This window comes from Zobellella sp. An-6, assembly GCF_052487945.1.
Genome location: NZ_CP199259.1, coordinates 1288068 through 1313721, shown reverse-complemented (window position 1 = coordinate 1313721; position 25654 = coordinate 1288068). Strand labels below are relative to the sequence as shown.

Below are 25654 nucleotides of genomic sequence, written 5' to 3'. Positions count from 1 at the left end.
TTCTTTAGAATGGGATTATTCACTCAGCCAGGGAATGCGTCACCGCATTACACCTCAGCCAGGCCAGCCAACCATGGAAACCGATTTCAATACCATCGCGCTTATCGGCAAACCCGATCATCAGGGCGCCAACCAGACACTGGTGGATCTCTATCATTATCTCGCTCGGCTGGGACTCAAAGTGGTGATAGAGCGGCGTGTAGGTGAACAGCTGCGGCTCGAGCAGGCCGAATTGCTGGAAATGGTAGAGCTGGGTGAACGGGCCGATCTCGCCATCGTCGTGGGTGGCGACGGCAACATGCTGGGCGCGGCCCGGGTGCTGGCCCGTTTCGATGTGGCGGTGGTCGGGGTCAACCGGGGCAACCTCGGCTTTCTCACCGATCTGTCGCCCGACAGCTTCGAACAGCCGCTCGAGCGGCTGCTGGCCGGAGACTACCAGGCAGAGCACCGCTTCCTGCTGGAAGCCCAGGTGCACCGCCACGGCCAGCTCAAGGCCAGCAACACCGCCATGAACGAAGCGGTCCTGCACCCGGGCAAGATCGCCCACATGATCGAGTTCGAGGTCTATATCAACGGCCACTTCATGTACAGCCAGCGGGCCGACGGCATGATAGTCGCCACCCCCACCGGCTCCACCGCCTATTCCCTGTCCGCCGGCGGCCCCATCCTGACCCCCAACCTCAACGCCATCACCCTGGTGCCCATGTTTCCTCATACCCTGAGTTGCCGGCCCATCGTCATCGACGCCGATGCCCAGGTCAAGCTGGTGGTGGCTCCCACCAACAAGACCGAGCAGATGCTGGTGAGCTGCGACGGACACGTTTCGTTGGCGGTGCAGCCCGGCGATGAGATCCACCTCTACAAGAGCCCCTACAGGCTCAAGCTGCTGCACCCGCGCGGGCACAATTATTTCGAGGTGCTGCGCAGCAAGCTTGGCTGGGGCAGCAAGCTGTTCTGAGGCGAGAGGCGGTGTACTTTTCCTCCTGACATTCTGTCCGCAAGAGCGTCAACACGGCATCACCGGAATCTTGCCACTGTACAAAACCACAGTATACTGTATCCCCATACAGCATCGCTTTGTTGCAGGGATCCATCATGTTGCTTCAGCTCACCATCAACAATTTCGCCATCGTCTCCTTCCTCGAGCTGGATCTGCGTCCGGGCATGACCAGCATCACCGGTGAAACCGGCGCCGGCAAGTCCATTGCCATCGACGCTTTGGCCCTGGCCCTGGGCGAGCGGGCCGATGCCGACTCGGTCCGCCCCGGCGCCGACAAGGCCGATATCAGCGCCCGTTTTCGCATCGACAAGCTGCCTAGGGTAAAAGCCTGGCTGAGTGAGCAGGAGCTGGACGAACAGGATGAATGCATACTGCGCCGCACCCTGAGCCGCGAAGGCCGCTCCCGGGGCTACATCAACGGTACCCCGGTCCCCCTGTCCCAGTTGAAGGCCCTGGGTGCCCTGCTGATCAACATCCATGGCCAGCATGCCCACCAGGAGCTGCAAAAGTCCGACTACCAGCGCAGCCTGCTCGACGCCTACGCCGGCCATCACCAGCTGCTGCAACAGACCAGCCTGGGCTACCAGCGCTGGCGCCAGCTCGGCAACGAGCGTCGGCAGCTGCAGCAGGAGCAGGCCCAGTGGCAGGCCCAGCGCCAGTTGCTGGAATACCAGGTGGCGGAGCTGGACGAACTGGCCCTGGCGGAGGACGAATTTCCCGAACTCGAAGCGGAGCACAAGCGCCTGGCCAACGGTGCCGAGCTGCTCAACGACTGCCAACAGGCGCTGGATGTGCTGGCCGACGGTGAGGAAACCAATGCCTTGCAGCTGCTGCGCCAGGGCCTCAGGGTCGTCAGCGAACTGAGCCAGATGGACGGCCGCCTCGGTCCGGTACGGGAAATGATAGAAAGCAGCCTGATCCAGCTGGAAGAAGGGCACGGCGAGTTGAGCCGCTACCTCGACAGGCTGGAGCTGGATCCGGAGCGCCTGCACGAGGTGGAAACCCGCCTGGGCAAGGTGATGGAGCTGGCCCGCAAACACCATGTCCAGCCGGCGGAGCTGGCGGCCCATCATCTTCAGCTCCGGACCCGGTTGACGGAAATGGCCGATAACGACTCCCGCCTGCAGGAGCTGGAGCAGGAAGTCGAGCAGGCCAGAAACGAATTTCTGCTGGCGGCGGAGCGACTCAGCCAGAGCCGGCAGCGCTACGCCGAGTCGCTCAACGCCCTGATCACCCAGGGGATGCACCAGCTCAGCATGGAGCACGGCCGCTTCGAAATCCGGATCAGTGCCGACGACGGCGGCTGTTCCCCCCTCGGCATCGACCGGGTCGAGTTTCTGGTCAGCACCAACCCGGGCCAGCCGCTGAGCCCGCTCGCTCGGGTTGCCTCCGGCGGTGAACTATCGCGCATCAGCCTGGCCATCCAGGTGATCACCGCCCGCAAGGTGGAAACCCCCACCCTGATCTTCGACGAAGTGGACGTGGGGGTGAGCGGGCCGACCGCCGCCGTGGTGGGCAAGCTGCTGCGCCAGTTGGGCGAGTCCACCCAGGTGCTGGTGATCACCCACCTGCCCCAGGTGGCCGGCAATGGCCACCAGCACTTCTTCGTCAGCAAGAGCAGCGCCGACAACGACACTCAGACCCGGATGCAGGAGCTGGATGAACACAGCCGGCTGCAGGAACTGGCGCGCCTGCTCGGCGGCAACAAAATCACCCCCAACACCCTGGCCAATGCCAGGGAACTGCTGGTGTGCGGTGAGGCTTGAGGCTTGAGGCTTGAGGCTTGAGGCTTGAGGCTTGAGGCTTGAGGCTTGAGGCGTATCAAGAATAAGCCCGGCTGCGCCGGGCCAACAAGCATTAAACCAGCCGGCGGGCGGCGCCGATGACGATATCGATGGCCTGCTGCTCGGCCTTCTTCATGGTGGTTTCGTCCGGGATCTCCTGCTGGGTACGGTTGACGATGACCCCGGCCACGCAGCCGGCGCGCAACCCCTGGCTGGCACACATGGTGAACAGGGTGGCCGATTCCATCTCGTAGTTGAGCACGCCCATGGCCTGCCACTCTTTCATGCTGCCCTGAAACCGGCGCAGCACCCGGGCCGAGTGGGTATCGTAACGCTCCTGGCCGGGATAGAAGGTGTCCGACGAGGCGGTGATCCCCACATGGGGGCTGATACCCATGTCACGGGCCGCGTCCACCAGGGCACAGGTACAGTCGAAATTGGCTACCGCCGGGAACTCCATGGGGGCGAAGTGGCTGCTGGCGCCGTCCAGCCGCACCGAGCCCATGGTTACTATCATGTCACCGACCTGGATGCCGGGCTGGATGGCCCCGGTGGTCCCGATGCGCAGGAAGCTGGACACCCCCAACTGTGCCAGTTCTTCCACCGCGATGGAGGTGGAAGGCCCGCCGATGCCGGTGGAGCAGACTACCACCGGCTTGCCATCCAGTTCCCCCAGCCAGGAGGTGAATTCCCGTTTGCTGGCCAGGTGGCGGGGGTTGCTCAGTTGTTCGGCAATACGCTGTACCCGCTCCGGATCGCCCGGTATGATGGCCAGCCGCGCTCCCTGCAGATCTTCATCGGTAATTCCCAAATGAAACACATGTTTTGTCATCGTCTTGCCCCGATAGGTATAGTTACAGGTGAAGATATTAGGCCAGTTGCGGGAAAATGACCATGACTCAGCTCACTGAACCATTCGCTGGTTTGCGGGTCTAGCTTTTACAACCCCATCACCAACGGCTATGATGCCCGCCAGGTCACACAGGATATAACGCTGTCATGCAACTCAAAACCTTGATTTTACCCTTAATTTTAGCCCTGCCCCTGACCGGTTGCGGTCTGGTTTACAAGGTAGACATCCCTCAGGGCAACTACATCGAAGAGAAGCAGGTTGCCCAGCTGCGCCAGGGCATGAGCAAGGAGCAGGTCCGATTCCTGCTGGGCAACCCCATGAGCCTGGATGGCTTTAACCATGACAAATGGATCTACCTCTATTACTTCAAGCCCGGACGGGGAGATGTGGAGCAGAAGCAGTTGACCCTGGATTTCAGCAACGATGCCTTGGTATCGGTGCAGGGCGATTTTCCGGTTTCCGAAGACTTTCACCGCGGACTGTAAGAAAAGGCCTGCGCCGAGATGGCGGGAGCCAGCCGGGACGGGCTCCCAGAGGCGCTATTTTTTGGTTCTCTTGGGATCGGGGCGACCACCGGTTACCTTGTCGGCTCTCCCCTCTTCCTTGGCCTGTTCGGCGCGCCGACGGCGGATCTCTTTGGGATCCGCCAGCAGGGGACGATAAATTTCGATTCTGTCGCCATCGTGCAATTGCTGCTCCAGCTTTACCTGTCGGCCGAAGACACCAATCATGTTGCTGTCGAGGTCTATCTCCGGAAACTGCTGCAGAATGCCAGATTGCTCGATAACCTGCCGGACGGTGTCGGCCGCCGCCACTCTCATGCTCAGTACCGTTTGCTGATACGGCAGGGCGTACACCACCTCCACTCTAATAAGATTCACTGCCGTACACCTCTCTCGCCCGCTCGCTGAACGCATGCACCATGGCATTGGTGAGCTCCTTGAAGACCCCGCCGAAGGCCAGCTCAACCAGCCGGGAGGTAAACTCGAAATGCAGCTTCAGCTCCACCTTGCAGGCATCCACGTCCAGGGGGGTAAAGGTCCAGCCCCCGCTCAGCGATTTGAAGGGACCGTCCACCAGCTCCATCTCGATACGCTGATTGGGCTTGAGCAGGTTACGCGTGGTGAAGGTCTTGCGAATACCGGCCTTGGCCACATCCAGGGCCGCGGTCAGGGTGTTATCCGACTCGGACAGGACTCGGCTGGCCACGCAACCCGGTAAAAACTGAGGGTATGAATCCACGTCGTTCACCAACTCGTACATCTGTTGCGCGCTGAACATCACCAACGCGCTGCGGGTAATACTGGGCATAACCTCTCCTACCACCAAAACCCCTTGATTTTAACATCAATCCGGGCGCTGCTCATCGTCGTGCTTGTGCAAAAAACAGGCGGTTGCCATGCCACCAATTCCCAAGCCTCCATCGGGGCCGTATAATGACGCCACTATGACAAAAAACAAAGCCAAGAAGAAACCCGGCTCCAACACCATCGCCGTTAACCGCAAGGCACGGCACGAATACTCCATCGAGGAAAAATTCGAAGCCGGTGTCGAGTTGCTAGGATGGGAAGTCAAAGCGCTGCGGGCCGGCAAGGTCAACATCGGCGAGGCCTATGTGTTCATGCGAAACGGCGAGGCCTTCCTGTTTGCCGCCACCATCACCCCGCTCAACATGGCCTCCACCCATGTGGTCTGTGATCCCTTGCGCACCCGCAAGTTGCTGCTGCACAGGCGCCAACTGGACCGCCTAACTGGTCTTATCGAACGGGAAGGCTACACCCTGGTGCCGCTGTCCCTGTACTGGTCCAAATCCTGGGTCAAGGCCGAGATTGGCCTGGTAAAGGGCAAGAAGGCCCACGACAAGCGCCAGGACGTGAAAGAGCGCGACTGGCAGCGGGAAAAAGACCGGATGATGAAACATAAGGCACGCTAAGGCTTGTTATTTAGCAACCATTGAAATATCATGGTTCCACAACTTGGGGCTGATTCAGGATTCGACGAGATTCTCGAACTCCAAGGTGCATGCCGAGGTGCGATAGGCCTCGTTAAAAAATCGCAAAAAAATAGTCGCAAACGACGAAAACTACGCACTCGCAGCTTAATAACCTGCGCTGAGCCCTTCTACCCTAGCTTGCCTGTGACTTAGGGAATCGGAAGGTCATCCTTCACAGGATCGCGTGGATGCCGTGCCTGACGGTTGAAGCGTTAAATCCAATTCAGGATAGTCATTCTGTGGCGTGTCTGTCCGCAGCAGGTGGCGAAATTAATGACTGACTAAGCATGTAGTACCGACGACGTAGGTTTTTCGGACGCGGGTTCAACTCCCGCCAGCTCCACCAATCGATTAGAAAACCGCCGAAAGGCGGTTTTTTTATTTAAAAAATCAGTTAGTTAAAAGACTGATTCAGCCACCCGGTTCAGTTTCCTCAAGATCCCTCTCGCACTGGGTTGGCGATGGTACCGTTCCGTTCAACGATCCTCGCCTCTATCTCTCCCGCCGGCGTCGGGCGGGCGAAGAGATAACCCTGATAGAGATGGCAGCCGTTCTGCTGCAGCAGCTCACGCTGGGCTTCGTTCTCCACCCCTTCGGCGATGACTTCCAGACCCAGGCTGCCGGCCATGGCGGTGATCGCCCGGATAATGCCGAGGCTGTTGGCGTCGCCGGGCAAGGCCCGGACGAAGGATTGATCAATCTTCAACTGGTCCAGGGGCAGTTGCTGCAGGTAATGCAGCGAAGAATAGCCGGTGCCGAAATCGTCGATGGCAAAACGGATACCATGCTGCTTGAGAGTCCGCATCCGCGCGGTCGCCCTCGGCATGTCGGTGATCAACATCGATTCGGTCAGTTCCAGTTTGAGTCTGGCTGGCTCGGCCCCGGTCTGCGCCAGCACCTGCAGCACATCGTCGATAAAGCTGTCCTGATACAGCTGGGCGGCGCTGATATTGACCGATACCGTTATCTCGCTCAGCGCCGGCAGCCGGGCCCACAGCGCCATCTGTTCGCAGGCCCGCAGCAGTACGATGCGATCGATGCGGTCCATCAGGCCGGCAGCATCGGCTACCTCGATAAAAGCGCCCGGGGCCAGCACCCCCCGCTCCGGATGGCACCAGCGCACCAGGGCCTCGGCGCCCACCATCTCCTGCCGATCGTTGAACTGGGGCTGGAAATACACACAGAACTGGTGCGCCTCCAACCCCTGGAGAATCTCCTCCTCCAATCTCAGCCGGCGGGTAATCGCTTCCTGCATGACGGGATCGAAGAAGCGCAACCTGCCCTTGCCGTCCGCCTTGGCCTCATACATGGCCAGTTCCGCCTGTTGCAGCAACTCATCGGCGGACTGGCGGTGATCGTCCAGGGTCACCAGACCCAGGCAGGCACTGCCTCGCAGTATATGGACCTCATGCACATAGGGCTGCTCCAGCACTTCCAGCAGTTTATGGCCGATTTGCTCCAGCCGGGCCGCGGCCTGCGCCGACTCTTCGGACAGATCGCCCAGCAGTACCACGAACTCATCGCCCCCGATGCGGGCCACGGTGTCCGTTTCCCTGACCACCTTGTTGAGCCGTTGCGCCGCCTGCTGCAGCAGCTGATCCCCCACCTGGTGTCCCCAGAGATCGTTGATGTCCTTGAAATTGTCCAGATCGATGAAGATGAGGGCACCGAGCTTGCCGCCACGGCTGCTCACCGCCTGGGCCTGCTTGATCCGCTCCGCCAGCAGGCGCCGGTTGGGCAGGCCGGTCAGGGCATCGTAGAAGGCGAGGTGATTGATCCTCTCGGCGTCCCGCTTGCGCTCGGTGATGTCGCTGAGGGCGGCCACGTAATGGCTCACCCTGCCCTCGGCATCCCTTACCGCACTGATGGACAACCACTGGGGGTAGAGATGGCCGGACTTGCGCTTGTTGTGGATCTCCCCCTGCCAGTGCCCCAGCTGCTCGATGCTCTGCCACATCTGCCGGTAGAATTCGGGCCCGTGCTTGCCGGAGCTGAAGAGGCTGGGCGTCCGGCCTATCACCTCGTCGGGACGGTAGCCGGTGATTTCGGTAAAGGCCCGATTCACTCTCAGAATACGGTTGCGGGCATCGGTCACCAGCATGCCCTGGAAGCTCTCGAAGGCCACGGCCGCAATGCGCAGCTCGGTTTCATGCCTGACCCGGGCGCTGATGTCCCTGGTCAGCACCACCACCGCCGGCTTGCCGTCCAGGGCCTGGGCCCGGCTCTCGAAGGTACGCGGCCCACTGCGGGTCTCAAGCGCGTACACCAGGGTATTCTCGGCTTTCTGGTGCAGGCTCTGGCGGATAAAATCGAGAAAGCGCCCGGCCAGCTCGGGAGCGAAAAGCTCTGCCACCCTTTTGCCGATCAACGGCTCGTCGGTGGCAAACAGCAGGCCCGGATCCGAGGACACCACCTCCAGATAACGCCCCTCCTCGTCCATCACGAACAGGAGATCCGGCAAGGCGCCGGTAATGGCCCTGAGCCGGGACTCGTTCGCGCGCAAGGCCAGTTGCTCCCGCCGGCGCTGCTCCGCATCCCTCAGGATAAATACCAGCATCAGGGTCAGGGGCACCATCACCAGCAGGAAGGGCCCCACCAGGGGTTGCAACAGGACAGGCTCTGCTGAGGACAACAGCCAGGAGATCAAGGCCACCGTGGTCAAATGCAGCACCACCACCACCGGCAACAGATGCCAGAGGTCAAGCCGTGCCCAGCCCCGCCTGAGCGCATGGCGCATCCCCAACCCCAACCCCAGTGCCAACATCAGGCTGAACAGCCCGGGAATGGTCCCTTCTCCACCCAGCCAGAGCCGGAAACCGCCGGCCATCGCCAGCGCCATTCCTCCGGAAAGCGGCCCGCCAAAGAGGCCGGCCACGAACAGGACCGCATTGCGTGCATCCAGCAGTACCCCGGGCGCCACCGTAAAGGGCAGCAACATGCAAACGATGGCGATGAGCCCGAACCAGAGACCGGAAGTCAGGATCACCAGCCGGGGATGATGCCGCCCCCGGCGAATGTTGAGGGTCAGCAACCAGCCCAGGGCAAGGAGGAGGATGGCTTGTTCGATGATGGCTGTCAGCATGAGCGATGGAATAGGGGCAACTGGCGAGATGGACGGAGCCGGTCTGCGACACGGTTTCTGGTTATTGTTAGCAGCTACTAATAAAGCGGTAGCAGTGTAACATTTAATTCCCATACAAGGCACGGGGTTACATCGCGTTGTTGTGTAAATCCGCTTATCGCCGGCCAGGTCCGGCGGATCCGAACCCGACACAGCCCGACGTGACCGACAAGGTGACGTGACGACCAGCGGCGCCGAAAATTCGCCCTTTAAGAAAGCGCCTGTCCTCAAAGCGTCATGCTTTATTGCATACACTGGAGAGAGTCCCCTTTTGTGGAGGGCCTGATGCCGGCTCCCTCGCCTTCCCTGTTACCCGAGCTCGACCAATTGGCCGAGCTGGCCCGACGTGCCGGTGCCCAGGCCCGACTGGAGACCCTGGGCTGGCTGCCATGCGCCGACCAGCGGCTACCGCTGCAACTGCTCCGGCTCGGCACCCGTGCGGCCGAGGCGCCGGCCCTGGGGTTGTTCGGCGGCGTCCACGGCATAGAGCGGATCGGCAGCGCCGTGGTGCTGGCCTACCTGCATTCCCTGGTCGCCAGCCTGCGCTGGTCCGGCCTGACCCACAGCCTGTTGGAGCGGGTCAGCCTGGTATTTATGCCGGTCGTGAACCCGGTCGGCATGCTGAGGGGCACCCGGGCCAACGTCCATGGGGTGGACCTGATGCGCAACAGTCCGGTCGAGGCCAGTGAAAAGGTCCCCTGGCCCCTGGGCGGCCAGCGCCTGAGCCGGCGGCTGCCCTGGTACCGGGGCTCCGCCCTGGAGCCGGAAGCCGCCGCCCTGTGCCAAGCGGTGGAGCGCCATCTGATCGGCCGCCCCTTCGCCCTGGCGCTGGACTGCCACTCCGGCTACGGGCATAGGGACAGGCTTTGGTTTCCCTTTGCCGGCAGCAAGGCGGCGCCGCCCCGCCTGGCGGAAACCATGGCCCTGCGGGAGCTGTTCCTGACCAGCTATCCCAATCACAACTACTACGATATCGAACCCCAGTGGCTGCACTACATGACCCATGGTGACCTCTGGGATCATCTCACGCTGCTACACAGGGACAGCCCCGGCATCTTCCTCTCCTTCACCCTGGAAATGGGCTCCTGGCTGTGGGTGCGCAAAAACCCCCTGCAGCTGCTGCACCTGACCGGCCTGTTCAATCCGGTCAAGCCCCATCGCCATCAGCGAGTGCTGCGCCGCCATCTGATCCTCATCGACTTTCTGGCCCGGGCGGTGGAAAGCCATGCCCTGTGGCTGCCGGACGCGCCTCGACGCGATCGGCTCCGACAGGAGGCACGCCGGCTCTGGTTCGACAGGAGCGAACCCCATGACTAGGCGATGGATACTGCTGCGGGGGCTGATGCGGGAACGGCGCCACTGGGAAGACTTTCCCGGCCGCTTCCGGCAGTATTTTCCGCAAGACGAGCTGATACTGGCGGATCTGCCCGGTTTCGGCGCCGAATACGGCGAATCCGGTCCCCTGTCCATCGCCGGCATCACCGAGCGGTTGCGGCTGCGCTGGCACCCCTGGCTGCGACAGGGGCCTGTCCACCTGCTGGCCCTGTCCCTGGGCGGCATGGTCGCCATCGACTGGGCCAACCGTTATCCACGGCAGCTGGCCGGCCTGGTGCTGATCAACACCAGCCTCGCCGGCTTCAGCCCCTTCTACCAGCGGCTCAAGCCGCAGGCCTACTGGCCCCTGCTGAAATGGCTGCTGTGGCAACGGGATCCGCAGACTCAGGAAGGCACCATATTGCGCCTGACCAGCCGACGCTTTGCCGAAAATCCGGAGCTCCTCGCTCGCTGGGCCGGTTACGCCCGGGAGCGGCCCGCCAGCCGACACAGCACCCTGTGCCAGTTGCTCGCCGCCCTGCGCTACCGACCGCCCGAACGCCCTCCCCCGATCCCCATGCTGGTGCTGAACGGCCTGGCTGACCAGCTGGTCAGCCCCCGTTGCAGCCTGGCCCTGGCCGATGCCTGGAGACTGCCCCTGCGCCGCCATCCGGACGCCGGCCATGACCTGCCTCTGGACGAGCCGGACTGGCTATGCCGGCAGATAGCCGACTGGCTGACGGAGAGACGCCAAGCGGACGCGACTTGAGTTACAATCCGCTTACCATTCATTAACCGGACGGAACCATCATGCACGACTGGCAGTCCGCCTTTATCCGACACTTTCAACTGCAACCCGATGCCGACCGCCTGCGGTTGATAGTGGCAAGGGCACCCTATGCCCTGCGGCTGGGCGCCCAGAGCCTGGCCGTCGGCGGCAAGGGTGCCGAGACCCCCTACTACCGGGAAACCGACAACGTCGCCATGCTGGTGGCGAACTGGGCCAGGATGGAGCCCGGCATGGAAGTGTTGCTGAGCCTGCTCTGCGGTCGCCCCCAGCGAGGCTGGGCCATCGCCGCCTGGCTGGCCGACAGCGGCATCAACCCCCTTGCCTTCGCCGACTTCCTCCATGTCCGCTGCGGCGTGCTGCTGGCCAACCGCCGCACCCGGGACGGCGATCAGAAGGCAAGGCTGCAGCAACTGCTACGTGCCGAGCAGCGTCCGGTTTCCCTGCTGTTTGCCGGCGAGGACGCCTGCCGGGACTTCTTCGACGACGAGACCCCCGCCGTCCCCTTCGGGGTGGCCATCCATCCGGGCAGCGCCGATCTCGGCCTGGAGCGGGACGCCCGCCTGATGCTGCACCACTGGTACAAAGCCGACGGCCAGGAAATGCTGACCTCGGGGCCGGATTTCTCCCTGAGCCACTTCCGGGTGCTGGCGCCCGCCGGCCATGGCTGAGCTGGTCCGGATCCTCACCGCCCCCCGCGCCAGGGCGCCGTTGCAGCCGGTCCCCTCGGTGTACGCGGTGGCCGGCCGGGGCCTTGTTGGGGATCGCTACTACCTTGCCGTCGGCAGCTTCAACCGGCCCGAGTGTTTCAGCCGGGGCCGCCAACTGAGCCTGATCAGCCTGGAGGCCATCGCCCTCTGCAACCAGCGGCTGGGGCTGCAATTGCCTGCAGAACAATTTCGCCGCAACCTGGTGGTCACCGATCTGGATGTCAGCCTGCTGCTGGGACGCTCCTTCCGTATCGGCGAGGTCCGCCTGCGGGGATTGCGCCATTGCCACCCCTGTCGTCTGCTCAGCCGCCTGACCGGCGCAGATATGATGACCGCTCTCAAGGGGCTTGGCGGCATCCGGGCCGACATCCTCGAGTCGGGTACCCTCTACCCCGGCGCCCCTCTGGTGCTGGAATAGGCACTCTTCCCAGTATTTGAGCCAGGTTGCAAAATTGTGGTTTATAGGTAACCAAGCTTGACGCTCTCCGGACTCTGGCCAAACTTAGGTAGAGGTGAAAACGGCATAAGCGGTTTTTATCCTCGGGCCAGCCGCTTGTCGGTAAAGATAGTTAAGGGGACAACGCTATGATTTTGAACCATATCTGGGGCCTGTATGCGCACCCCAAAGAAGAGTGGCATACCATAGACCACCATCATGAAAGTCTGACCTACAGCCTGACACACCTGGTGTTCATCGCCCTGATACCGGCGGTGTGCACCTTTATTTCCGCCACCATGATCGGCTGGGACTTCGGTACCAGCAATACCATCATGCTGACCACCCAGAGCGCCCTGGTGATGTCGGTGGGCATGTACGTCACCCTGATCGCCGGCGTCTTCGCCCTGGCCTACCTGACCTTCTGGATGGCAAAGACCTTCGGCGCCAACCCGAACTTTACCCAGAGCATGGAGCTGGCGGCCTATACCGCCACGCCCCTGTTCATGACCGGTCTGGCGGTGCTCTACCCCGAACCCGTCTTCCTGATGCTGGTGGGACTGGCCGGCTTGGCCTACTCGGTTTACCTGCTCTACTCCGGGGTGCCCATCATCATGCACATTCCCGAAGAGCGCGGCTTTATCTATGCCAGCTCGGTAGTCACCTGCGGCCTGGTGCTGCTGGTGTGCATCATGGTCGGCTCCGTCATCGTCTGGAGTTGGGGGCTGGGGCCCATCTATACCCAATAGGGCAAAGCCACGGGCACGAAAAAGGGGTCTGACGACCCCTTTTTACTATCCGGACATCCGTACTCAGGGCTGGCCTTCGTTGTAAATTTCCAGATGGCTGTTGTCGATGCTGTCCTTCTGCTTGGCGCCGTCGCTGCGCAGGGCGTTCAGCGCGTCCAGGTATTCCTGGTTCACGTCCTGGGTCACGTATTCCCCGGTGAACACCGAAGTCTCGAACCGGCGCAGTTCCGGGTTAAAGTGGCGTACTGCGTCTTCCAGATCCTCCAAATCCTGGAAGACCAGGCCGTCGGCACCGATCAGCTTGCAGATCTCGTCCACTTCCCGGCCGTAGGCGATCAGCTCGTTGGCGGTGGGCATGTCGATACCGTAGACGTTGGGGAAGCGGATCTCCGGGGCCGCGGAGGCGAAATACACCTTCTTGGCGCCGGCTTCCCGCGCCATCTGGATGATCTGCTCGGAGGTGGTGCCACGGACGATGGAGTCGTCCACCAGCAGCACGTTCTTGCCGGCAAACTCGGAAGGAATGGCGTTCAGCTTGCGGCGCACCGACTGCTTGCGCTGCTGCTGGCCGGGCATGATGAAGGTGCGGCCGATGTAGCGGTTCTTCACGAACCCCTGGCGGTAGGGAATGTTCAGGTTCTGGGCGATCTCCAGGGCGATGTCACAGGAGGTCTCGGGGATGGGGATCACCACATCGATGTCCAGATCTTCCCATTCCCGGGCGATCTTGGCGCCCAGTTTCTGGCCCATGCGCACCCGGGCGGCGTAGACCGATACCTTGTCGATAAAGGAGTCGGGACGGGCAAAATAGACATACTCGAATATGCAGGAATGATGCTGGGGCTCGGCGGCGCACTGCTGAGTAAACAGCTCGCCCTGTTCGGTAATGTAGATCGCCTCGCCCGGGGCCACGTCGCGGATCAGGCTGAAACCCACCGCGTCCAGGGCCACGCTTTCGGAAGCCACCATATACTCGATGCCGCCGTCTTCCGCGTCGCGCTTGCCCAGCACCAGGGGGCGAATGCCGTTGGGATCCCGGAACGCCAGCATGCCGTGACCGATGATCACCGCTACCACCGCATAGGCACCGCGCACCTTCTGGTGCACCCGGCCGACGGCGGCGAACACATGACTGGGCTCCAGATGCAGCTTCTGGGTCTGCTGATCCAGCTCGTGGGCCAGCACGTTGATCAGCACCTCGGAATCGGAGGTGGTGTTGATATGACGGCGCGCCACCCGGAACTGCTCTTCCTTCAGCTCCTTGGCGTTGGTCAGGTTGCCGTTGTGGGCCAGGGCGATGCCGAAGGGCGAGTTCACGTAAAACGGCTGGGCCTGGGCCACGCTGCTGCTGCCGGCGGTGGGGTAACGCACATGGCCGATGCCCACGTTACCGATGAGCCGCTCCATATGGCGCTCTTCAAATACGTCCCGAACCAGGCCGTTGGCCTTGCGCTGGCGGAAGGTGTCACCGGAAATGGTGACGATACCGGCCGCATCCTGACCTCTGTGCTGAAGTACCGTCAGGGCGTCATACAGCGCCTGGTTTACCGGGGTCGTACCTTGAATACCGACAATCCCACACATGTCCTAATTTCCTCAACTCGCTATGGCTTGGGTAAAAAGCTGGATGAATTCTGAACCAGGCTGAAAAACCACTGGATCACTATACCAAATTCCGGGATCAAGCGGGAATCACGCCACCACTGACTCTGCGGAAAGGCGGTCATGGTATCGATGAACAGCAGCATGGCGGCCACGATAAAGACGCCGCGCACCGCGCCGAAGCAGACGCCCAGCACCCGGTCGGTGCCGGACAGGCCGGTCTTGGTGACCAGCTCACCGACGATGTAGTTGACCAGGGCGCCCAGGATCAGGGTCAACACAAACAAAATGGCAATGGCGGCGCCATTACGGAACAAAGGGTCGGAGATATCGAGATGAACCGCCAGATCGGCGTAGAAACGGCTGGCGATAAAGAAGGCGGCAACCCAGGTGGCCAGCGACATCGCTTCCTTCACAAAGCCTCTGACCAGGCTGATGAGTGCTGACAGGCCGATAATGCCGAGAATTGCGTAGTCTATCCAAACCATCATTTATTGCCGGGAACCTCTTAATTGCCGCGCATTCTACCAAAGGAGCCCGGCAAAAGGCGAAGAAAAAGCGGATAAATTTCATTCAACATCAAACTATCCCGGATAAAAGAAAGGCCGGGGATATCGCCATCTCCGGCCCGGCAAGGGCGGCAGGCCGGTGAGGAGGAAGCCGCCCTTGGACCGACCGACGGGGCGGACGTGCTCCCATGCAAAAGAGCAGGCTCCAACCGACCATGAGCTCGACGGCGTAAGGCAGCATCACCAGGCGGAACATCATGACAGGGGAGATCCTGGGTGAATACCGGCCCGGCTGGCGATTCACTCGTCCGCCGATGATCCTCCTTCCATATCACCTCACCGGTTGCCTTCGTGCTGTTTCTGACAGGGGCTCCCGGTTGCCACCACCGGCCGGCGTCCGGTACACCCATGGAAAAAAGCCGGGGCACAGGGCCCCGGCTGGTTGGCTCGGCCATGGGGTCAGCCGATGTATTTCAGGCCACCCATATAGGATTGCAACAGTTCTGGCACGGCGATACGACCGTCGGCCTGCTGGTAGTTTTCCAGCACCGCCACCAGGGTACGGCCCACCGCCAGGCCGGAGCCGTTCAGGGTGTGCAGCAACTGGGGCTTGCCATCGGCACCGCGCACCCGGGCCTGCATGCGGCGGGCCTGAAAATCGGCGCAGTTGGACACGGACGAAATCTCCCGGTAGGTGTTCTGGGCCGGCAGCCAGACTTCCAGATCGTAGGTCTTGGCGGCCCCAAAGCCCATGTCGCCGGTGCACAGAGCCATGACCCGATAGGGCAGGCACAGGTTCTGCAACACTTTCTCGGCGTGGCCCACCATCTCTTCCAGCGCGTCCCAGGATGCTTCCGGGTGTACCAGTTGCACCATTTCCACCTTGTCGAACTGATGCATGCGGATGAGACCCCGGGTATCCCGGCCGTAGGAGCCCGCCTCGGAGCGGAAACAAGGGGTATGGGCGGTGAATTTGAGCGGCAGTTGATCCGCCTCGAAGATCTCGTCCCGGCCGATGTTGGTCAGGGGCACCTCGGAGGTGGGGATCAGGGAGAAACGGCGCACCTTGCCCTCGTCTTCCCCCTCGCCCTCGATGGCGGTATGGAACAGATCGGCAGAAAACTTGGGCAGCTGGCCGGTGCCGAACAGGCTGTCGCTGTTCACCAGGTAAGGCACATAGCACTCGGTGTAGCCGTGCTCGCCGGTATGCAGGTCCAGCATGAACTGGGACAGGGCCCGGTGCAGCCGGGCGATCTGGCCCTGCATAATCACGAAGCGGGAGCCGGCGATCTTGACCGCGCCCTTGAAATCGAGCCCGGCCAGGTCCTCACCCAGGGCCACGTGATCCTTGGGCTCGAAGCCAAGCTCGGTGGGCTCGCCCCAACTGCGCACCAGCTGGTTCTCGTGCTCGTCCCGGCCCACCGGCACCGACGCGTGGGGCAGGTTGGGAATGGCGGCACAGAAGGCCTCGATTTCCGCCAGCAGGGCATCCAGCTCGACCTTGCACACATCCAGTTCATCGTTGATTTGCGACACCGCCGCCTTCAACGGGGCTATGTCCTCGCCGCTGCGTGCCGCCTGGCCGATGGCCTTGGAGCGGGCATTGCGCTCGGCCTGCAGCTCCTGGGTACGGGATTGCAGGGACTTCCGCTTTTCCTCGAGCCGGTTGAACAGCTCGACGTCCAGAATAAAACCACGGCTTGCCAGCCGCGCGGCCGTGTCGGCGATATCGCTGCGCAGGTATTTGGGATCCAGCATGAGTTACCTTATTTGATGCTTGTAATGCGTATGACACGCAGGGTCGGACGTCACTAAGTCGGCCTCAGTTTATCAGCTTCGTCGCCCCGGGGCCAACTGGCCGCCGGCCTGCTCGTCCAGGCTTTTCAGGTAGTCGAGCTTGGCCTTGACCTTCTGCTCGAAGCCCCGTTCATTGGGCTCGTAATAGCGCCGCTCCCGTAATGCCTCGGGCAGGTAGGTCTCCCCGGCGGCATAGGCCCCGGGCTCGTTGTGGGCATAGCGATACTCGGCGCCATGGCCCAGTTCCTTCATCAGTTTGGTGGGGGCATTGCGCAGATGGAGGGGCACCTCGAAGTCCGGCAGCTCCCGGGCATCCCGCAGCGCCGCCTTCCAGGCGGTATAGAGAGCGTTACTCTTGGGCGCGCAGGCGAGATAAACGATGGCCTGGGCGATGGCCCGCTCCCCTTCCGCCGGCCCGACCCGGGTGAAACAGTCCCAGGCCGCCAATGCCACCTCCATGGCTTTCGGGTCGGCCAGTCCGACGTCTTCCGAGGCGATGGCCAGCAGCCGACGGGCAATATAGAGGGGATCGCAGCCGGCGCTGATCATGCGTGCGTACCAGTACAGCCCCGCATCCGGGTTGGAGCCGCGGATCGACTTGTGCACCGCCGAGATCAGATCGTAATAGAGATCCCCCTGGTTATCGAAGCGGGCCAGCCGCTCGCCGGTCACCTCCGCCAGCAGCGTCTTGTCGATCCGGCGTACCCCGTCCCGCTCCTCGGCCATGTCCGCCAGCAGCTCCAGGTAGTTGAGTGCCTTGCGGCCATCGCCGTCGACCAGTTCGGCGAGCGCCCGCCGCACGCCGCTCGCCAGTTCGACGGCCTGGCCGCCCAGGCCCCGTTCGTCGGTCAGGGCCTGTTCGATCATCGCCTCCACGTCCACCGTCTCCAGCCGTTTGAGCAGATAGACCCGGGCCCGCGACAGCAGGGCGTTGTTGAGCTCGAAGGAGGGGTTTTCGGTGGTGGCGCCGATAAAAGTGACGGTACCGTCCTCGATATGGGGCAGGAAGGCGTCCTGCTGGGACTTGTTGAAGCGGTGCACCTCGTCCACGAACAGGATGGTGCGCCGTCCGGCCAGCTTGTGCTCCCGCGCCCGCTCGATGGCGGCACGGATCTCCTTGACCCCGGAGGTCACCGCCGATACCCGCTCCACCTGGGCGTCGCAGTAGCCGGCCACCAGCTCGGCCAGGGTGGTCTTGCCGGTGCCCGGCGGCCCCCACAGGATCATGGAATGGCTGTGCCCCGCCTCCAGCGCCCGGCGCAACGGCTTACCCGGTCCCAGTATGTGCTGCTGGCCCAGGTACTGCTCCAATCGGGCGGGACGCATCCGCGCCGCCAGGGGACGAAAGTCGTCCTGCTCGAAATCCAGGCTCAGGGTAGTCATTTCACCATATCCCCCGTAAAACAAAGCGGTAAGCCGACAGCTTACCGCTTATCACTCCCTCTGCGGACTCTTTCTTAGCGCTGGTCGTCTATCATCACCCCGGCCGGCGGCGTGAACTGGAAGCTGTCGGCCGCGGTGGCCGGGGCGGTGTCGATATTGGTCAGGGTAAACTCGCTGCGCTGGCCACCGGACTCGATCACGGTAAAGCGCTCGATGCGGTTGGCCCCGTCGAAACGCAGGCTGAACTGATGGATCAGCTCCCCCGGATCCTTGCTGGTCACCACATAGTCGGCGCCGCTCCTGGCCACCTCATACTGCTGCCAGCGCCGGCCGTCACCGCCCGAGATCAGCAGGAAGGGGGTATTCTGCACCGCCTGCTCCAGGGGTACTATGCTCACCTGCTCCACGAAGGGATCGTAGATCCACACATCGGTGCCGTTGGATACGATCAGGCTCTCGTCCGGCGAGGCGGTGTGCCAGCGGAAGCGGTCGGGGCGGGACAGCTGCATGCTGCCCTCGGCACTCTGCATGGGCTCGCCCCGCTCGTCGAACACCTGCTGGCTGAAGTCGGCGGAAAAACGTTCGAAGGTCGCCAGCTTCTGCTGCAGCTCGGCCCGGACATCGGCCAGGGCCACGGCACTCACCGACCACAACAGCACACCCAAGGTTGCCAGTTTTTTCATTCAGTCCTACTCCCTGGCCGGCGGAGGCGCCAGCACTTCACGTTGACCATTTCCGCCCGCGGGGCTCACTATGCCCTGTTGCTCCATCTGCTCGATGATGCGGGCGGCCCTGTTGTAGCCTATTTTGAACTTGCGCTGCACGCTGGAGGTAGAGCCGCGACGGCTCTCTACGACAAAAGCCACCGCTTGGTCGAACAGTTCGTCCAGCTCGCCATCGTCGCCCCCTTCCGGGGCTTCCCCGGGCAGCAGGCCATCGGCGCCCACGTCGCCGTTCAGGATCTCCTCGATATAGTCGGGCTCGCCCCGCTCCTTCCATGCCGCCACCACCCGGTGCACCTCGTGGTCGTCGACGAAGGCGCCGTGCACCCGGGTCGGGTTGCTGTCACCGGCCGGCAGGTAGAGCATGTCGCCCATGCCCAGCAACGACTCTGCCCCCTGCTGATCGAGGATGGTGCGCGAGTCTATCTTGCTCGATACCTGGAACGACATCCGGGTCGGGATGTTGGCCTTGATCAGGCCGGTGATCACGTCCACCGAGGGCCGCTGGGTCGCCAGTATCAGGTGGATGCCCGCCGCCCGCGCCTTCTGGGCGATGCGGGCGATCAGCTCCTCCACCTTCTTGCCGACGATCATCATCATGTCGGCGAACTCGTCGATCACCACCACGATGTGGGGCAACTTCTCCAGCGCCGGCGGATAGGTATCCATCGATTGGGTCGGCTGCCACAGGGGATCACGCAGCGGCTCGCCGGCATCGATGGCCTCCTGTACCTTGGTATTGAAGCCCTTGAGGTTACGCACCCCCATGGCCGACATCAGCTTGTAGCGGCGCTCCATCTCGCCCACGCACCAGCGCAGGGCATTGGACGCCTCCTTCATGTCGGTGACCACTTCGGTCAGCAGATGCGGAATACCCTCGTACACCGACAGCTCCAGCATCTTGGGATCGATCATGATAAAGCGCACCTCTTCCGGCGTGGCCTTGTACAGCATCGACAAGATCATGACGTTCACCCCCACCGACTTGCCCGAGCCGGTGGTGCCCGCCACCAGCACGTGGGGCATCTTGGCCAGGTTGACCACCACCGGCTCGCCGGCGATGTCCTGGCCCAGCACCAGGGTCAGCGGGTGCTCGCTACGGCGGAAGGGATCGCTGTCGAGCACCTCGCGCAGATAGACGGTCTCCCGCCGGGTATTGGGCAGCTCCAGTCCCACATAGGGCTTGCCGGGGATCACTTCCACCACCCGCACGCTGATGGCGGACAGGGAGCGAGCCAGATCCCGAGCCAGGTTGGTGATCTTGCTGACCTTGACCCCGGGCGCCAGATCCAGCTCGAAGCGGGTGATCACCGGCCCCGGATAAACGCCGACCACATTGGCCTGGACGTTGTAGTCGGCCAGCTTGGCCTCCACCAGGCGGGCGATGCGTTCCAGCTCGCTTTCACTTACCGCATGCTGCTTGGGCTTGGGCTTGTCCAGCAGTTCCACCGACGGCAAGGGCGTCAGATCGTTGCGCGGGGGCCGCACCGGGATAGCCGGTTTGGGAGACGGCGCAGGCGCAGGCGCCGCCACCGGCTCGGCATCGTCGCTCAGCCAGGGCAGCTCCAGTTCATCCTCGTCGTCATCCAGGTTCCAGCCGTTGCTCTCGGCGATGGTGGCGATGGGATCAGCCGGCTCATCCACGCCTCCCAGCACCGGTTCCCGGCGCACCGGCGGCGCCTTTTTCGGCGGTGCCGGCCGTTTATCGGCAACGGGCACCGGGGCCAGCAGGGGATCCTCGGGAGCATCATCCCACTCCTCATCGGCTTCCCGCCGGCTGCCGAGGCGATCCTTGAACCGGCGCCAACCGACAAAACCGGACTCGGTTGTGGTCGCGGCGGGCGTTGCTACCGCCGGCAGCGGCTCTACTGCGGCTTGATCCTTGTCACCCAACCGGCGCTGCCGGCGTTCCAGTTGCCAGTCCAACAGGCGGGATGGCGCCGAACTCAGCCAGCTGGGAAACTCCAACACGGCTCCCCCCAGACGCTCCACGATCAACAGCCAGGACCAGCCGGTAAAGAAGGTCACCCCGGTGGCAAAGCCGCACAGCAGCATCAGGGTGGTGCCCAGGGAACCGAACAGAGCGTTCAGCGCCACCGCCAGCATGTCGCCAACCAGGCCGCCGGCGGAAAAGTAATAGATGTTGCCCAGGTTCATGCTGGCCAGCCCCAGCAAGCTGAGCAGCAGCATCAGGAAGCCGATGATGCGCAGGCTCAGGGTCAGGTAGCAGATCTCGGTCAATGCCCTCGGGCGCCAGAGGGTCACCCAGCCGAAAAACACCATGAAGGGCGGTACCAGATAGGCCGAAAAGCCGAACACAAACAGCAGGATATCGGCCAACCAGGCACCGGCCGGACCGGCGGCATTGCTGATCTCGCCCCCCCATGCGGTTTGCGACCAACCCGGATCGGAAGGATGGTAAGACACCAGCGACAGCATCATGAAGATCGCCAGTAAGATGATGATGATCAATCCGGCCTCAAACAGACGCTGTAAACCAGACATGGGAGTAAACAGCTTTTTCTCCGCCAAACGCCCGCTCCTCGTTCTTTTTTGTTGTGTCATGCAATCGAAAGTCTGCGACAGGGGAAGTCGCCAGGCACCAAACGACAAGCGAGCGGCCGGGGCCGCTCGCAAGTACAGGTTCGCCATGGAACCCCGCCCGGCATAAAAATACCAGAGCCGGGCAGATTAGCACAGTTTATCGGGTATTTATCACCAGCCGGTTGCTCTGCTTGACCTCTTCCATCACCACATAGGTACGGGTGTCGTTCACCCCTGGCAGTCGCAGCAGGGTTTCCCCCAGCAGCTTGCGGTAGGCGGACATGTCCGCCACCCGGGTCTTCAACAGGTAGTCGAAATCACCGGATACCAGGTGGCATTCCTGGATCTCCTCCAGCTTTTGCACCGCGTCGTTAAATTCGTCGAATACGTCCGGTGTGCCGCGGTTAAGGGTGATTTCCACAAAGACCAACAGGGAGGCATCCAGGAACTGGGGGTTGAGAATGGCGGTATAGCCTTCGATATATCCCTGGCGTTCCAGGCGGCGGACCCGTTCGAGGCAAGGTGTGGGGCTCAATCCCACCCGCTTGGACAGTTCCACGTTGGAGATACGGCCATCTTGTTGAAGCTCATTGAGTATGTTGCGATCGATGCGGTCCAGCTCTTTCGCCGGCCTGTTGTTCGCATCCAATACTTCATCCATCCTTTGACTCATTTTCGATACATTCCACTATGAACATTAAACTTATATGGCACAAAACCATGCTTTTTTGCAACCCAGCTTTAGACAATGGAAAGAATTCCGTTCGATGAAGGGTGTTGCGACAGAAGCCGGCTCTGCATGCCCTCAGGCTGCTTAGATTAAATAAAAAACCATTAAAAGTGATTATATATACACTCAAGGCATATGGTAGCTTAACATGATAAAAGACAAACAGATAGCACATATGTTTGCCCTTATCATAAAAGAGGTACCAAAACTAAATTTTTACGCCGAAGAATGGGGCTTTTGCCTGAAAAAACTCTCAAGCAGCCTCCTCCCCTTTCAGGCAGGATATGTCTCTGCAAATCCACAACCTGATAAAAATTATCCCTACTCCCTCCCCAATGAAACCGGCAGGAGCAGTGATTTATCTTATCTTCGGCCAATCTTCACCAGGCAAGGGGAGGTTTTGGTTATATTGCATAACTATTCGTTATAACTCTGACCAGACAGCGCGTCCCGTATGGCACTGTCTCGCCAGGCCAGAGCCCGATTGCAACAATCGTTTTCTTACGCTTTATTCCATCAGGCCTATCCCCTACAATCGGTTCCACTTTTTATCTGCCTATTTGCCAAGGTTGGAGAAACACATGAGCCAAGCCAAACACGCCAAACTGCTGATCCTGGGTTCCGGCCCCGCAGGCTACACCGCCGCCGTCTACGCGGCCCGGGCCAACCTGAATCCGGTGCTGGTTACCGGCATCCAGCAAGGCGGCCAGCTGACCACCACCACCGATGTGGAGAACTGGCCGGGTGACGCGGAAGGACTGACCGGGCCGGCCTTGATGGAGCGTATGAAGGAGCACGCCGAGCGTTTCGACACCGAAATCCTGTTCGACCATATCAACAATGTCGATCTCACCCAGCGCCCGTTCCGGCTCAAGGGCGACAGCGGCGAATACAGCTGCGACGCCCTGATCATCGCCACCGGCGCCTCCGCCAAATATCTGGGCCTGCCTTCGGAGCAGGCCTACCAGGGCCGCGGCGTGTCCGCCTGCGCCACCTGTGACGGCTTCTTCTACCGCAACCAGAAAGTGGCCGTGGTCGGTGGCGGCAACACCGCCGTGGAAGAAGCCCTCTATCTGGCCAATATTGCCGCCGAAGTCCACCTGGTGCACCGCCGAGACCAGTTCCGCTCCGAGAAGATCCTGATCGACCGGCTGATGGACAAGGTCAACAACGGCAACATAGTGTTGCACACCGATCGCACCCTGGACGAAGTGCTGGGGGATGAAATGGGGGTGACCGGCATCCGCCTGAAAGACACCCGCAGCGACGCCACCGAGCAGCTGGAGGTGACCGGTGTCTTTATTGCCATCGGCCACCAGCCCAACACCCAGATCTTTGAAGGCCAGTTGGAAATGGAAAACGGCTACCTCAGGGTCCAGTCCGGCCTACATGGCAACGCCACCCAAACCAGCATTCCCGGCGTGTTCGCCGCCGGCGATGTCATGGATCACGTCTACCGCCAGGCCATCACTTCCGCCGGTACCGGCTGCATGGCGGCCCTCGACGCCGAGCGTTACCTGGACGCCCTCAGCAAGTAACTAGGACAGGGATGCCGGGGCCGACCCCGGCATCAACCCGAGCTCCTCCGGCCGCGATGCCGCGGCTGCCTCTTCCCCCAGGCTCTCCAGCGCTTCCTTCAGGGTCGGATAAAAAGCCAGCACCCCCTCTATGGGCCGCACCCCAGCCCTGGCCAGGGTCTTGAGCGGCTGGTACTGCAGATCCGCGATCGACACCCGGATACCTTGCTTGCGGCACTGGTCGACGAACTTGTTCAACGCCGCCAGTCCGCCCGCATCCAGGATGGATACCCCGTCCAGATAGAGCACTATGCCGGCTCGCCCCCCCAGCTGGGTGGACAGCTCTCCGAACACCCGGTCGGCGGCGGCAAAGAACAGCGGGCCATTCACCTTGAACACCGACCAGCCCGGCGGCAACGGCGCCTCAACCAAGCGCCGGTGTCCGGAAATATCGGTCACCCGGGTCATTTCCGCGATTTCCCGCACGAATAGCACCGCCGCCACCAGGATGCCGACGGTGATCGCCAGCACCATGTCGAACAGTATGGTCAGGGAGAAACAGGTAAGAAACACCAGGATATCGCCTACCGGAGCCGTCTTGAACAGATGCACCGCCTTGTGGGCCTCGCTCATGTTCCAGGCCACCACCATCAGCAGCGCGGCCATGGCCGGCATCGGCAGCCAAGCCAGCCAGGGCGCCAGCAGCACCAGTCCCGCCAGCACCACCAGTGCATGCACCATGGCCGCCACCGGCGACTCGGCCCCGGCCTTGAAGTTGGCGGCCGAACGGGCGATGGCGGCGGTGGCGGTGATGCCGCCGAAAAAGGGAGCGACCAGGTTGCCTATGCCCTGCCCGAGTAACTCGCTGTTGGCACTGTGTCGCTTGCCGGTCATGCCATCCAGCACCACGGCGCAGAGCAGCGACTCGATCGCCCCCAACATAGCGATGGCGAAGGCCGCCGGCAGCAGATCCCGCAGCAGGGACCAGCCAAACTCAAGGGGGGCTCCTGCAGGTCCCGGCTGCAACCAGGGCCAGACGAAGTCGGGCAACACCGGCGGAATACCCTGGCCGCTGCTGCCGTCGGGCAACAAGTAGCTGAAGCGGCTGCTGATGGTGTCTACCTCCAGCCCGTGCTGGTTGAGCAACAGTGTCGCCAGGCTGGCCAGGATCACCGCCGGCAGGTGCGCCGGCACCCCGGTCTTCAGCCGGGGCCAGAGCAGCATGATGGCGAGGGTAAGCAGGGCCACCGCAAGACTGGGCCAGTGCAGTCCGGGCAGGCTCCCGGCCAGGGCCGAGACCTTGCCCAGATAATGCTCGGGCAAGACGGCCAGTGGCAGCCCGAAGAAATCCTTCAGCTGCAAGGTCGCGATCACCACGGCGATACCGCCGGTGAACCCCAGGGTGACCGGTTCGGGGATATACTCGATCAGCCGCCCCAGGCGCATCAGGGCCATGCCGATCAGCAGCAGGCCGGAGAGGACAGTGGCCAGCAGCAGGCCGCCCAGGCCGTATTGCTGGGCGATAGGATAGAGGATCACCACAAAGGCGGCGGTAGGGCCGGAAATGCTCAGCCGGGAGCCGCCGGTAAGGGCGATGACGAAGCCGGCGATGATGGCGGTATAGAGGCCATACTGGGGCGCCACTCCGCTGGCGATGGCCAGCGCCATGGCCAAGGGAATGGCGATGATGCCCACGGTGATGCCGGCCAGCAGATCCCGCAACAGCCGCCGGCGGCCATAAGGCTCTTGCAGGCAGCTTTCGCGCAGGGCATGGCCGATGCGCAAGGAAAACAGGTGGGCTCGGTGCGGCATAACGCTCCTCCCGGAGGCAGGCTATATTAGAATAGTATGATGATTATATGCTCACTTGTTATTCATTCAATGATAATATGATTAACATGCATAATGCGCCGGAGGCCCCATGGAACAACGTACCGCCCGCCTGACCCTGTTGATCGATCCCAGGAAAAAAGCGCTGTTCGAGCAGCTCTGCGCCCAGGAAGACGTAACCCCTTCCCAGAAGGTGCGACAGTTCATCCGCGATTATATCGAGCAGAAAACCGGCAAGGACTGGCTCGAGTTCGAGCAGGACTGAAGGAGCCG

General features: G+C 62.0%; 24 protein-coding genes and 1 other RNA gene. 13 read left to right on the top strand and 12 right to left on the bottom strand.

All coding sequences use genetic code 11. From position 1 onward, the window contains the following. The first annotated feature begins 73 nt into the window (after positions 1-73). Positions 74-958, top strand: a complete 885-nt coding sequence (gene nadK, locus ACT7DK_RS06100) for an NAD(+) kinase (protein WP_445397331.1) — start codon at positions 74-76, stop codon at positions 956-958. Positions 959-1095: 137 nt separating this feature from the next. Further along, positions 1096-2766 (top strand): DNA repair protein RecN, encoded by a 1671-nt coding sequence (gene recN, locus ACT7DK_RS06095; RefSeq protein ID WP_445397329.1) that lies wholly within the window; start codon positions 1096-1098, stop codon positions 2764-2766. Positions 2767-2857: 91 nt separating this feature from the next. Here recN and udp read toward each other — a convergent pair whose 3' ends face one another. Then, entirely contained in the window at positions 2858-3616 is a 759-nt protein-coding gene (gene udp, locus ACT7DK_RS06090; RefSeq protein WP_094037989.1) for a uridine phosphorylase, read from the bottom strand. Positions 3617-3783: 167 nt separating this feature from the next. On the opposite strand from udp, the gene ACT7DK_RS06085 reads away from it, so the two are divergent. Continuing rightward, positions 3784-4122, top strand: coding sequence for an outer membrane protein assembly factor BamE (locus ACT7DK_RS06085; RefSeq protein ID WP_445397327.1), 339 nt, complete (start codon positions 3784-3786; stop codon positions 4120-4122). A 54-nt stretch (positions 4123-4176) separates the two neighbouring features. On the opposite strand, the gene ACT7DK_RS06080 is transcribed toward ACT7DK_RS06085, so the two are convergent. Beyond that, positions 4177-4554, bottom strand: coding sequence for an RnfH family protein (locus tag ACT7DK_RS06080; RefSeq protein WP_445397325.1), 378 nt, complete (start codon positions 4552-4554; stop codon positions 4177-4179). After that, complete coding sequence (locus tag ACT7DK_RS06075) at positions 4505-4948, bottom strand: SRPBCC family protein (RefSeq protein ID WP_445397323.1); 444 nt, start codon at positions 4946-4948, stop codon at positions 4505-4507. The genes ACT7DK_RS06080 and ACT7DK_RS06075 overlap by 50 nt, the downstream gene beginning before the upstream one ends. A 136-nt stretch (positions 4949-5084) precedes the next feature. Here ACT7DK_RS06075 and smpB point away from each other — a divergent pair, with 136 nt between their 5' ends. Next, entirely contained in the window at positions 5085-5570 is a 486-nt protein-coding gene (gene smpB, locus ACT7DK_RS06070; RefSeq protein WP_445397321.1) for an SsrA-binding protein SmpB, read from the top strand. Between the two features lie 45 nt (positions 5571-5615). Further along, positions 5616-5976, top strand: a transfer-messenger RNA (tmRNA) gene (gene ssrA / locus ACT7DK_RS06065). 87 nt (positions 5977-6063) lie between these two features. Here ssrA and ACT7DK_RS06060 read toward each other — a convergent pair. Then, a complete protein-coding gene (locus ACT7DK_RS06060; protein ID WP_445397319.1) occupies positions 6064-8712 on the bottom strand; it encodes an EAL domain-containing protein in 2649 nt (882 codons plus the stop codon). A 324-nt stretch (positions 8713-9036) separates the two neighbouring features. Between ACT7DK_RS06060 and ACT7DK_RS06055 the strand changes: the two genes are divergently transcribed. The 5 genes from ACT7DK_RS06055 (at position 9037) to ACT7DK_RS06035 (ending at position 12747) form a co-directional block, all read left to right on the top strand. After that, positions 9037-10068 (top strand): DUF2817 domain-containing protein, encoded by a 1032-nt coding sequence (locus ACT7DK_RS06055; protein WP_445397317.1) that lies wholly within the window; start codon positions 9037-9039, stop codon positions 10066-10068. Further along, positions 10061-10834, top strand: a complete 774-nt coding sequence (locus tag ACT7DK_RS06050) for an alpha/beta fold hydrolase (RefSeq protein WP_445397315.1) — start codon at positions 10061-10063, stop codon at positions 10832-10834. Before ACT7DK_RS06055 ends, ACT7DK_RS06050 begins: the two co-directional genes overlap by 8 nt. 41 nt (positions 10835-10875) lie before the next feature. Beyond that, positions 10876-11523 (top strand): hypothetical protein, encoded by a 648-nt coding sequence (locus ACT7DK_RS06045; protein WP_445397313.1) that lies wholly within the window; start codon positions 10876-10878, stop codon positions 11521-11523. After that, positions 11516-11980, top strand: a complete 465-nt coding sequence (locus ACT7DK_RS06040) for an MOSC domain-containing protein (RefSeq protein WP_445397311.1) — start codon at positions 11516-11518, stop codon at positions 11978-11980. Before ACT7DK_RS06045 ends, ACT7DK_RS06040 begins: the two co-directional genes overlap by 8 nt. A gap of 167 nt (positions 11981-12147) precedes the next feature. Then, positions 12148-12747: a Yip1 family protein gene (locus ACT7DK_RS06035; protein WP_445397309.1), complete on the top strand. Its 600-nt coding sequence runs from the start codon at positions 12148-12150 to the stop codon at positions 12745-12747. Positions 12748-12810: 63 nt separating this feature from the next. Here ACT7DK_RS06035 and purF read toward each other — a convergent pair whose 3' ends face one another. The 7 genes from purF to lrp form a co-directional block, all read right to left on the bottom strand. Then, positions 12811-14331, bottom strand: a complete 1521-nt coding sequence (purF, locus tag ACT7DK_RS06030) for an amidophosphoribosyltransferase (RefSeq protein WP_445397307.1) — start codon at positions 14329-14331, stop codon at positions 12811-12813. A 20-nt stretch (positions 14332-14351) separates the two neighbouring features. Further along, positions 14352-14837: a CvpA family protein gene (locus ACT7DK_RS06025; protein WP_445402289.1), complete on the bottom strand. Its 486-nt coding sequence runs from the start codon at positions 14835-14837 to the stop codon at positions 14352-14354. Positions 14838-15317: 480 nt separating this feature from the next. After that, the gene (gene serS, locus ACT7DK_RS06020; protein ID WP_445397305.1) at positions 15318-16616 is read right to left on the bottom strand and encodes a serine--tRNA ligase; all 1299 of its coding nucleotides are present in this window, start codon (positions 16614-16616) and stop codon (positions 15318-15320) included. Between the two features lie 72 nt (positions 16617-16688). After that, on the bottom strand, positions 16689-18038 hold the full coding sequence (locus ACT7DK_RS06015; protein ID WP_445397303.1) for a replication-associated recombination protein A: 1350 nt from the start codon (positions 18036-18038) through the stop codon (positions 16689-16691). 74 nt (positions 18039-18112) lie between these two features. After that, positions 18113-18721, bottom strand: coding sequence for an outer membrane lipoprotein chaperone LolA (lolA, locus tag ACT7DK_RS06010; RefSeq protein WP_445397301.1), 609 nt, complete (start codon positions 18719-18721; stop codon positions 18113-18115). Positions 18722-18727: 6 nt separating this feature from the next. Then, the gene (locus ACT7DK_RS06005) at positions 18728-21292 is read right to left on the bottom strand and encodes a DNA translocase FtsK 4TM domain-containing protein (protein ID WP_445397299.1); all 2565 of its coding nucleotides are present in this window, start codon (positions 21290-21292) and stop codon (positions 18728-18730) included. Positions 21293-21461: 169 nt separating this feature from the next. Then, positions 21462-21965, bottom strand: a complete 504-nt coding sequence (lrp, locus tag ACT7DK_RS06000) for a leucine-responsive transcriptional regulator Lrp (RefSeq protein ID WP_202086282.1) — start codon at positions 21963-21965, stop codon at positions 21462-21464. A gap of 217 nt (positions 21966-22182) precedes the next feature. On the opposite strand from lrp, the gene ACT7DK_RS05995 reads away from it, so the two are divergent. Both ACT7DK_RS05995 and trxB read left to right on the top strand, forming a co-directional pair. Then, positions 22183-22464: a hypothetical protein gene (locus ACT7DK_RS05995; protein WP_445397297.1), complete on the top strand. Its 282-nt coding sequence runs from the start codon at positions 22183-22185 to the stop codon at positions 22462-22464. A 151-nt stretch (positions 22465-22615) separates the two neighbouring features. After that, positions 22616-23572, top strand: coding sequence for a thioredoxin-disulfide reductase (gene trxB, locus ACT7DK_RS05990; protein WP_445397295.1), 957 nt, complete (start codon positions 22616-22618; stop codon positions 23570-23572). On the opposite strand, the gene dauA is transcribed toward trxB, so the two are convergent. Beyond that, positions 23573-25363: a C4-dicarboxylic acid transporter DauA gene (gene dauA / locus ACT7DK_RS05985; protein ID WP_445397293.1), complete on the bottom strand. Its 1791-nt coding sequence runs from the start codon at positions 25361-25363 to the stop codon at positions 23573-23575. It abuts the gene before it with no gap. Between the two features lie 109 nt (positions 25364-25472). Here dauA and ACT7DK_RS05980 point away from each other — a divergent pair, with 109 nt between their 5' ends. Beyond that, the gene (locus ACT7DK_RS05980; RefSeq protein WP_445397291.1) at positions 25473-25646 is read left to right on the top strand and encodes a CopG family transcriptional regulator; all 174 of its coding nucleotides are present in this window, start codon (positions 25473-25475) and stop codon (positions 25644-25646) included. Positions 25647-25654 lie beyond the last annotated feature (8 nt).

Coding starts and splice junctions, on each gene's coding strand:
- ACT7DK_RS05980 (WP_445397291.1), top strand. CDS start 25,473: ATGGAACAACGTACCGCCCGCCTGACCCTGTTGATCGATCCCAGGAAA.
- ACT7DK_RS05995 (WP_445397297.1), top strand. CDS start 22,183: ATGATAAAAGACAAACAGATAGCACATATGTTTGCCCTTATCATAAAA.
- serS (WP_445397305.1), bottom strand. CDS start 16,616: ATGCTGGATCCCAAATACCTGCGCAGCGATATCGCCGACACGGCCGCG.
- ACT7DK_RS06080 (WP_445397325.1), bottom strand. CDS start 4,554: ATGCGTTCAGCGAGCGGGCGAGAGAGGTGTACGGCAGTGAATCTTATT.
- ACT7DK_RS06035 (WP_445397309.1), top strand. CDS start 12,148: ATGATTTTGAACCATATCTGGGGCCTGTATGCGCACCCCAAAGAAGAG.
- trxB (WP_445397295.1), top strand. CDS start 22,616: ATGAGCCAAGCCAAACACGCCAAACTGCTGATCCTGGGTTCCGGCCCC.
- ACT7DK_RS06055 (WP_445397317.1), top strand. CDS start 9,037: ATGCCGGCTCCCTCGCCTTCCCTGTTACCCGAGCTCGACCAATTGGCC.
- ACT7DK_RS06060 (WP_445397319.1), bottom strand. CDS start 8,712: ATGCTGACAGCCATCATCGAACAAGCCATCCTCCTCCTTGCCCTGGGC.
- recN (WP_445397329.1), top strand. CDS start 1,096: ATGTTGCTTCAGCTCACCATCAACAATTTCGCCATCGTCTCCTTCCTC.
- dauA (WP_445397293.1), bottom strand. CDS start 25,363: ATGCCGCACCGAGCCCACCTGTTTTCCTTGCGCATCGGCCATGCCCTG.
- smpB (WP_445397321.1), top strand. CDS start 5,085: ATGACAAAAAACAAAGCCAAGAAGAAACCCGGCTCCAACACCATCGCC.
- udp (WP_094037989.1), bottom strand. CDS start 3,616: ATGACAAAACATGTGTTTCATTTGGGAATTACCGATGAAGATCTGCAG.
- ACT7DK_RS06085 (WP_445397327.1), top strand. CDS start 3,784: ATGCAACTCAAAACCTTGATTTTACCCTTAATTTTAGCCCTGCCCCTG.
- lolA (WP_445397301.1), bottom strand. CDS start 18,721: ATGAAAAAACTGGCAACCTTGGGTGTGCTGTTGTGGTCGGTGAGTGCC.
- ACT7DK_RS06040 (WP_445397311.1), top strand. CDS start 11,516: ATGGCTGAGCTGGTCCGGATCCTCACCGCCCCCCGCGCCAGGGCGCCG.
- ACT7DK_RS06045 (WP_445397313.1), top strand. CDS start 10,876: ATGCACGACTGGCAGTCCGCCTTTATCCGACACTTTCAACTGCAACCC.
- ACT7DK_RS06075 (WP_445397323.1), bottom strand. CDS start 4,948: ATGCCCAGTATTACCCGCAGCGCGTTGGTGATGTTCAGCGCGCAACAG.
- ACT7DK_RS06025 (WP_445402289.1), bottom strand. CDS start 14,837: ATGGTTTGGATAGACTACGCAATTCTCGGCATTATCGGCCTGTCAGCA.
- nadK (WP_445397331.1), top strand. CDS start 74: ATGGAAACCGATTTCAATACCATCGCGCTTATCGGCAAACCCGATCAT.
- ACT7DK_RS06015 (WP_445397303.1), bottom strand. CDS start 18,038: ATGACTACCCTGAGCCTGGATTTCGAGCAGGACGACTTTCGTCCCCTG.
- purF (WP_445397307.1), bottom strand. CDS start 14,331: ATGTGTGGGATTGTCGGTATTCAAGGTACGACCCCGGTAAACCAGGCG.
- ACT7DK_RS06050 (WP_445397315.1), top strand. CDS start 10,061: ATGACTAGGCGATGGATACTGCTGCGGGGGCTGATGCGGGAACGGCGC.
- lrp (WP_202086282.1), bottom strand. CDS start 21,965: ATGGATGAAGTATTGGATGCGAACAACAGGCCGGCGAAAGAGCTGGAC.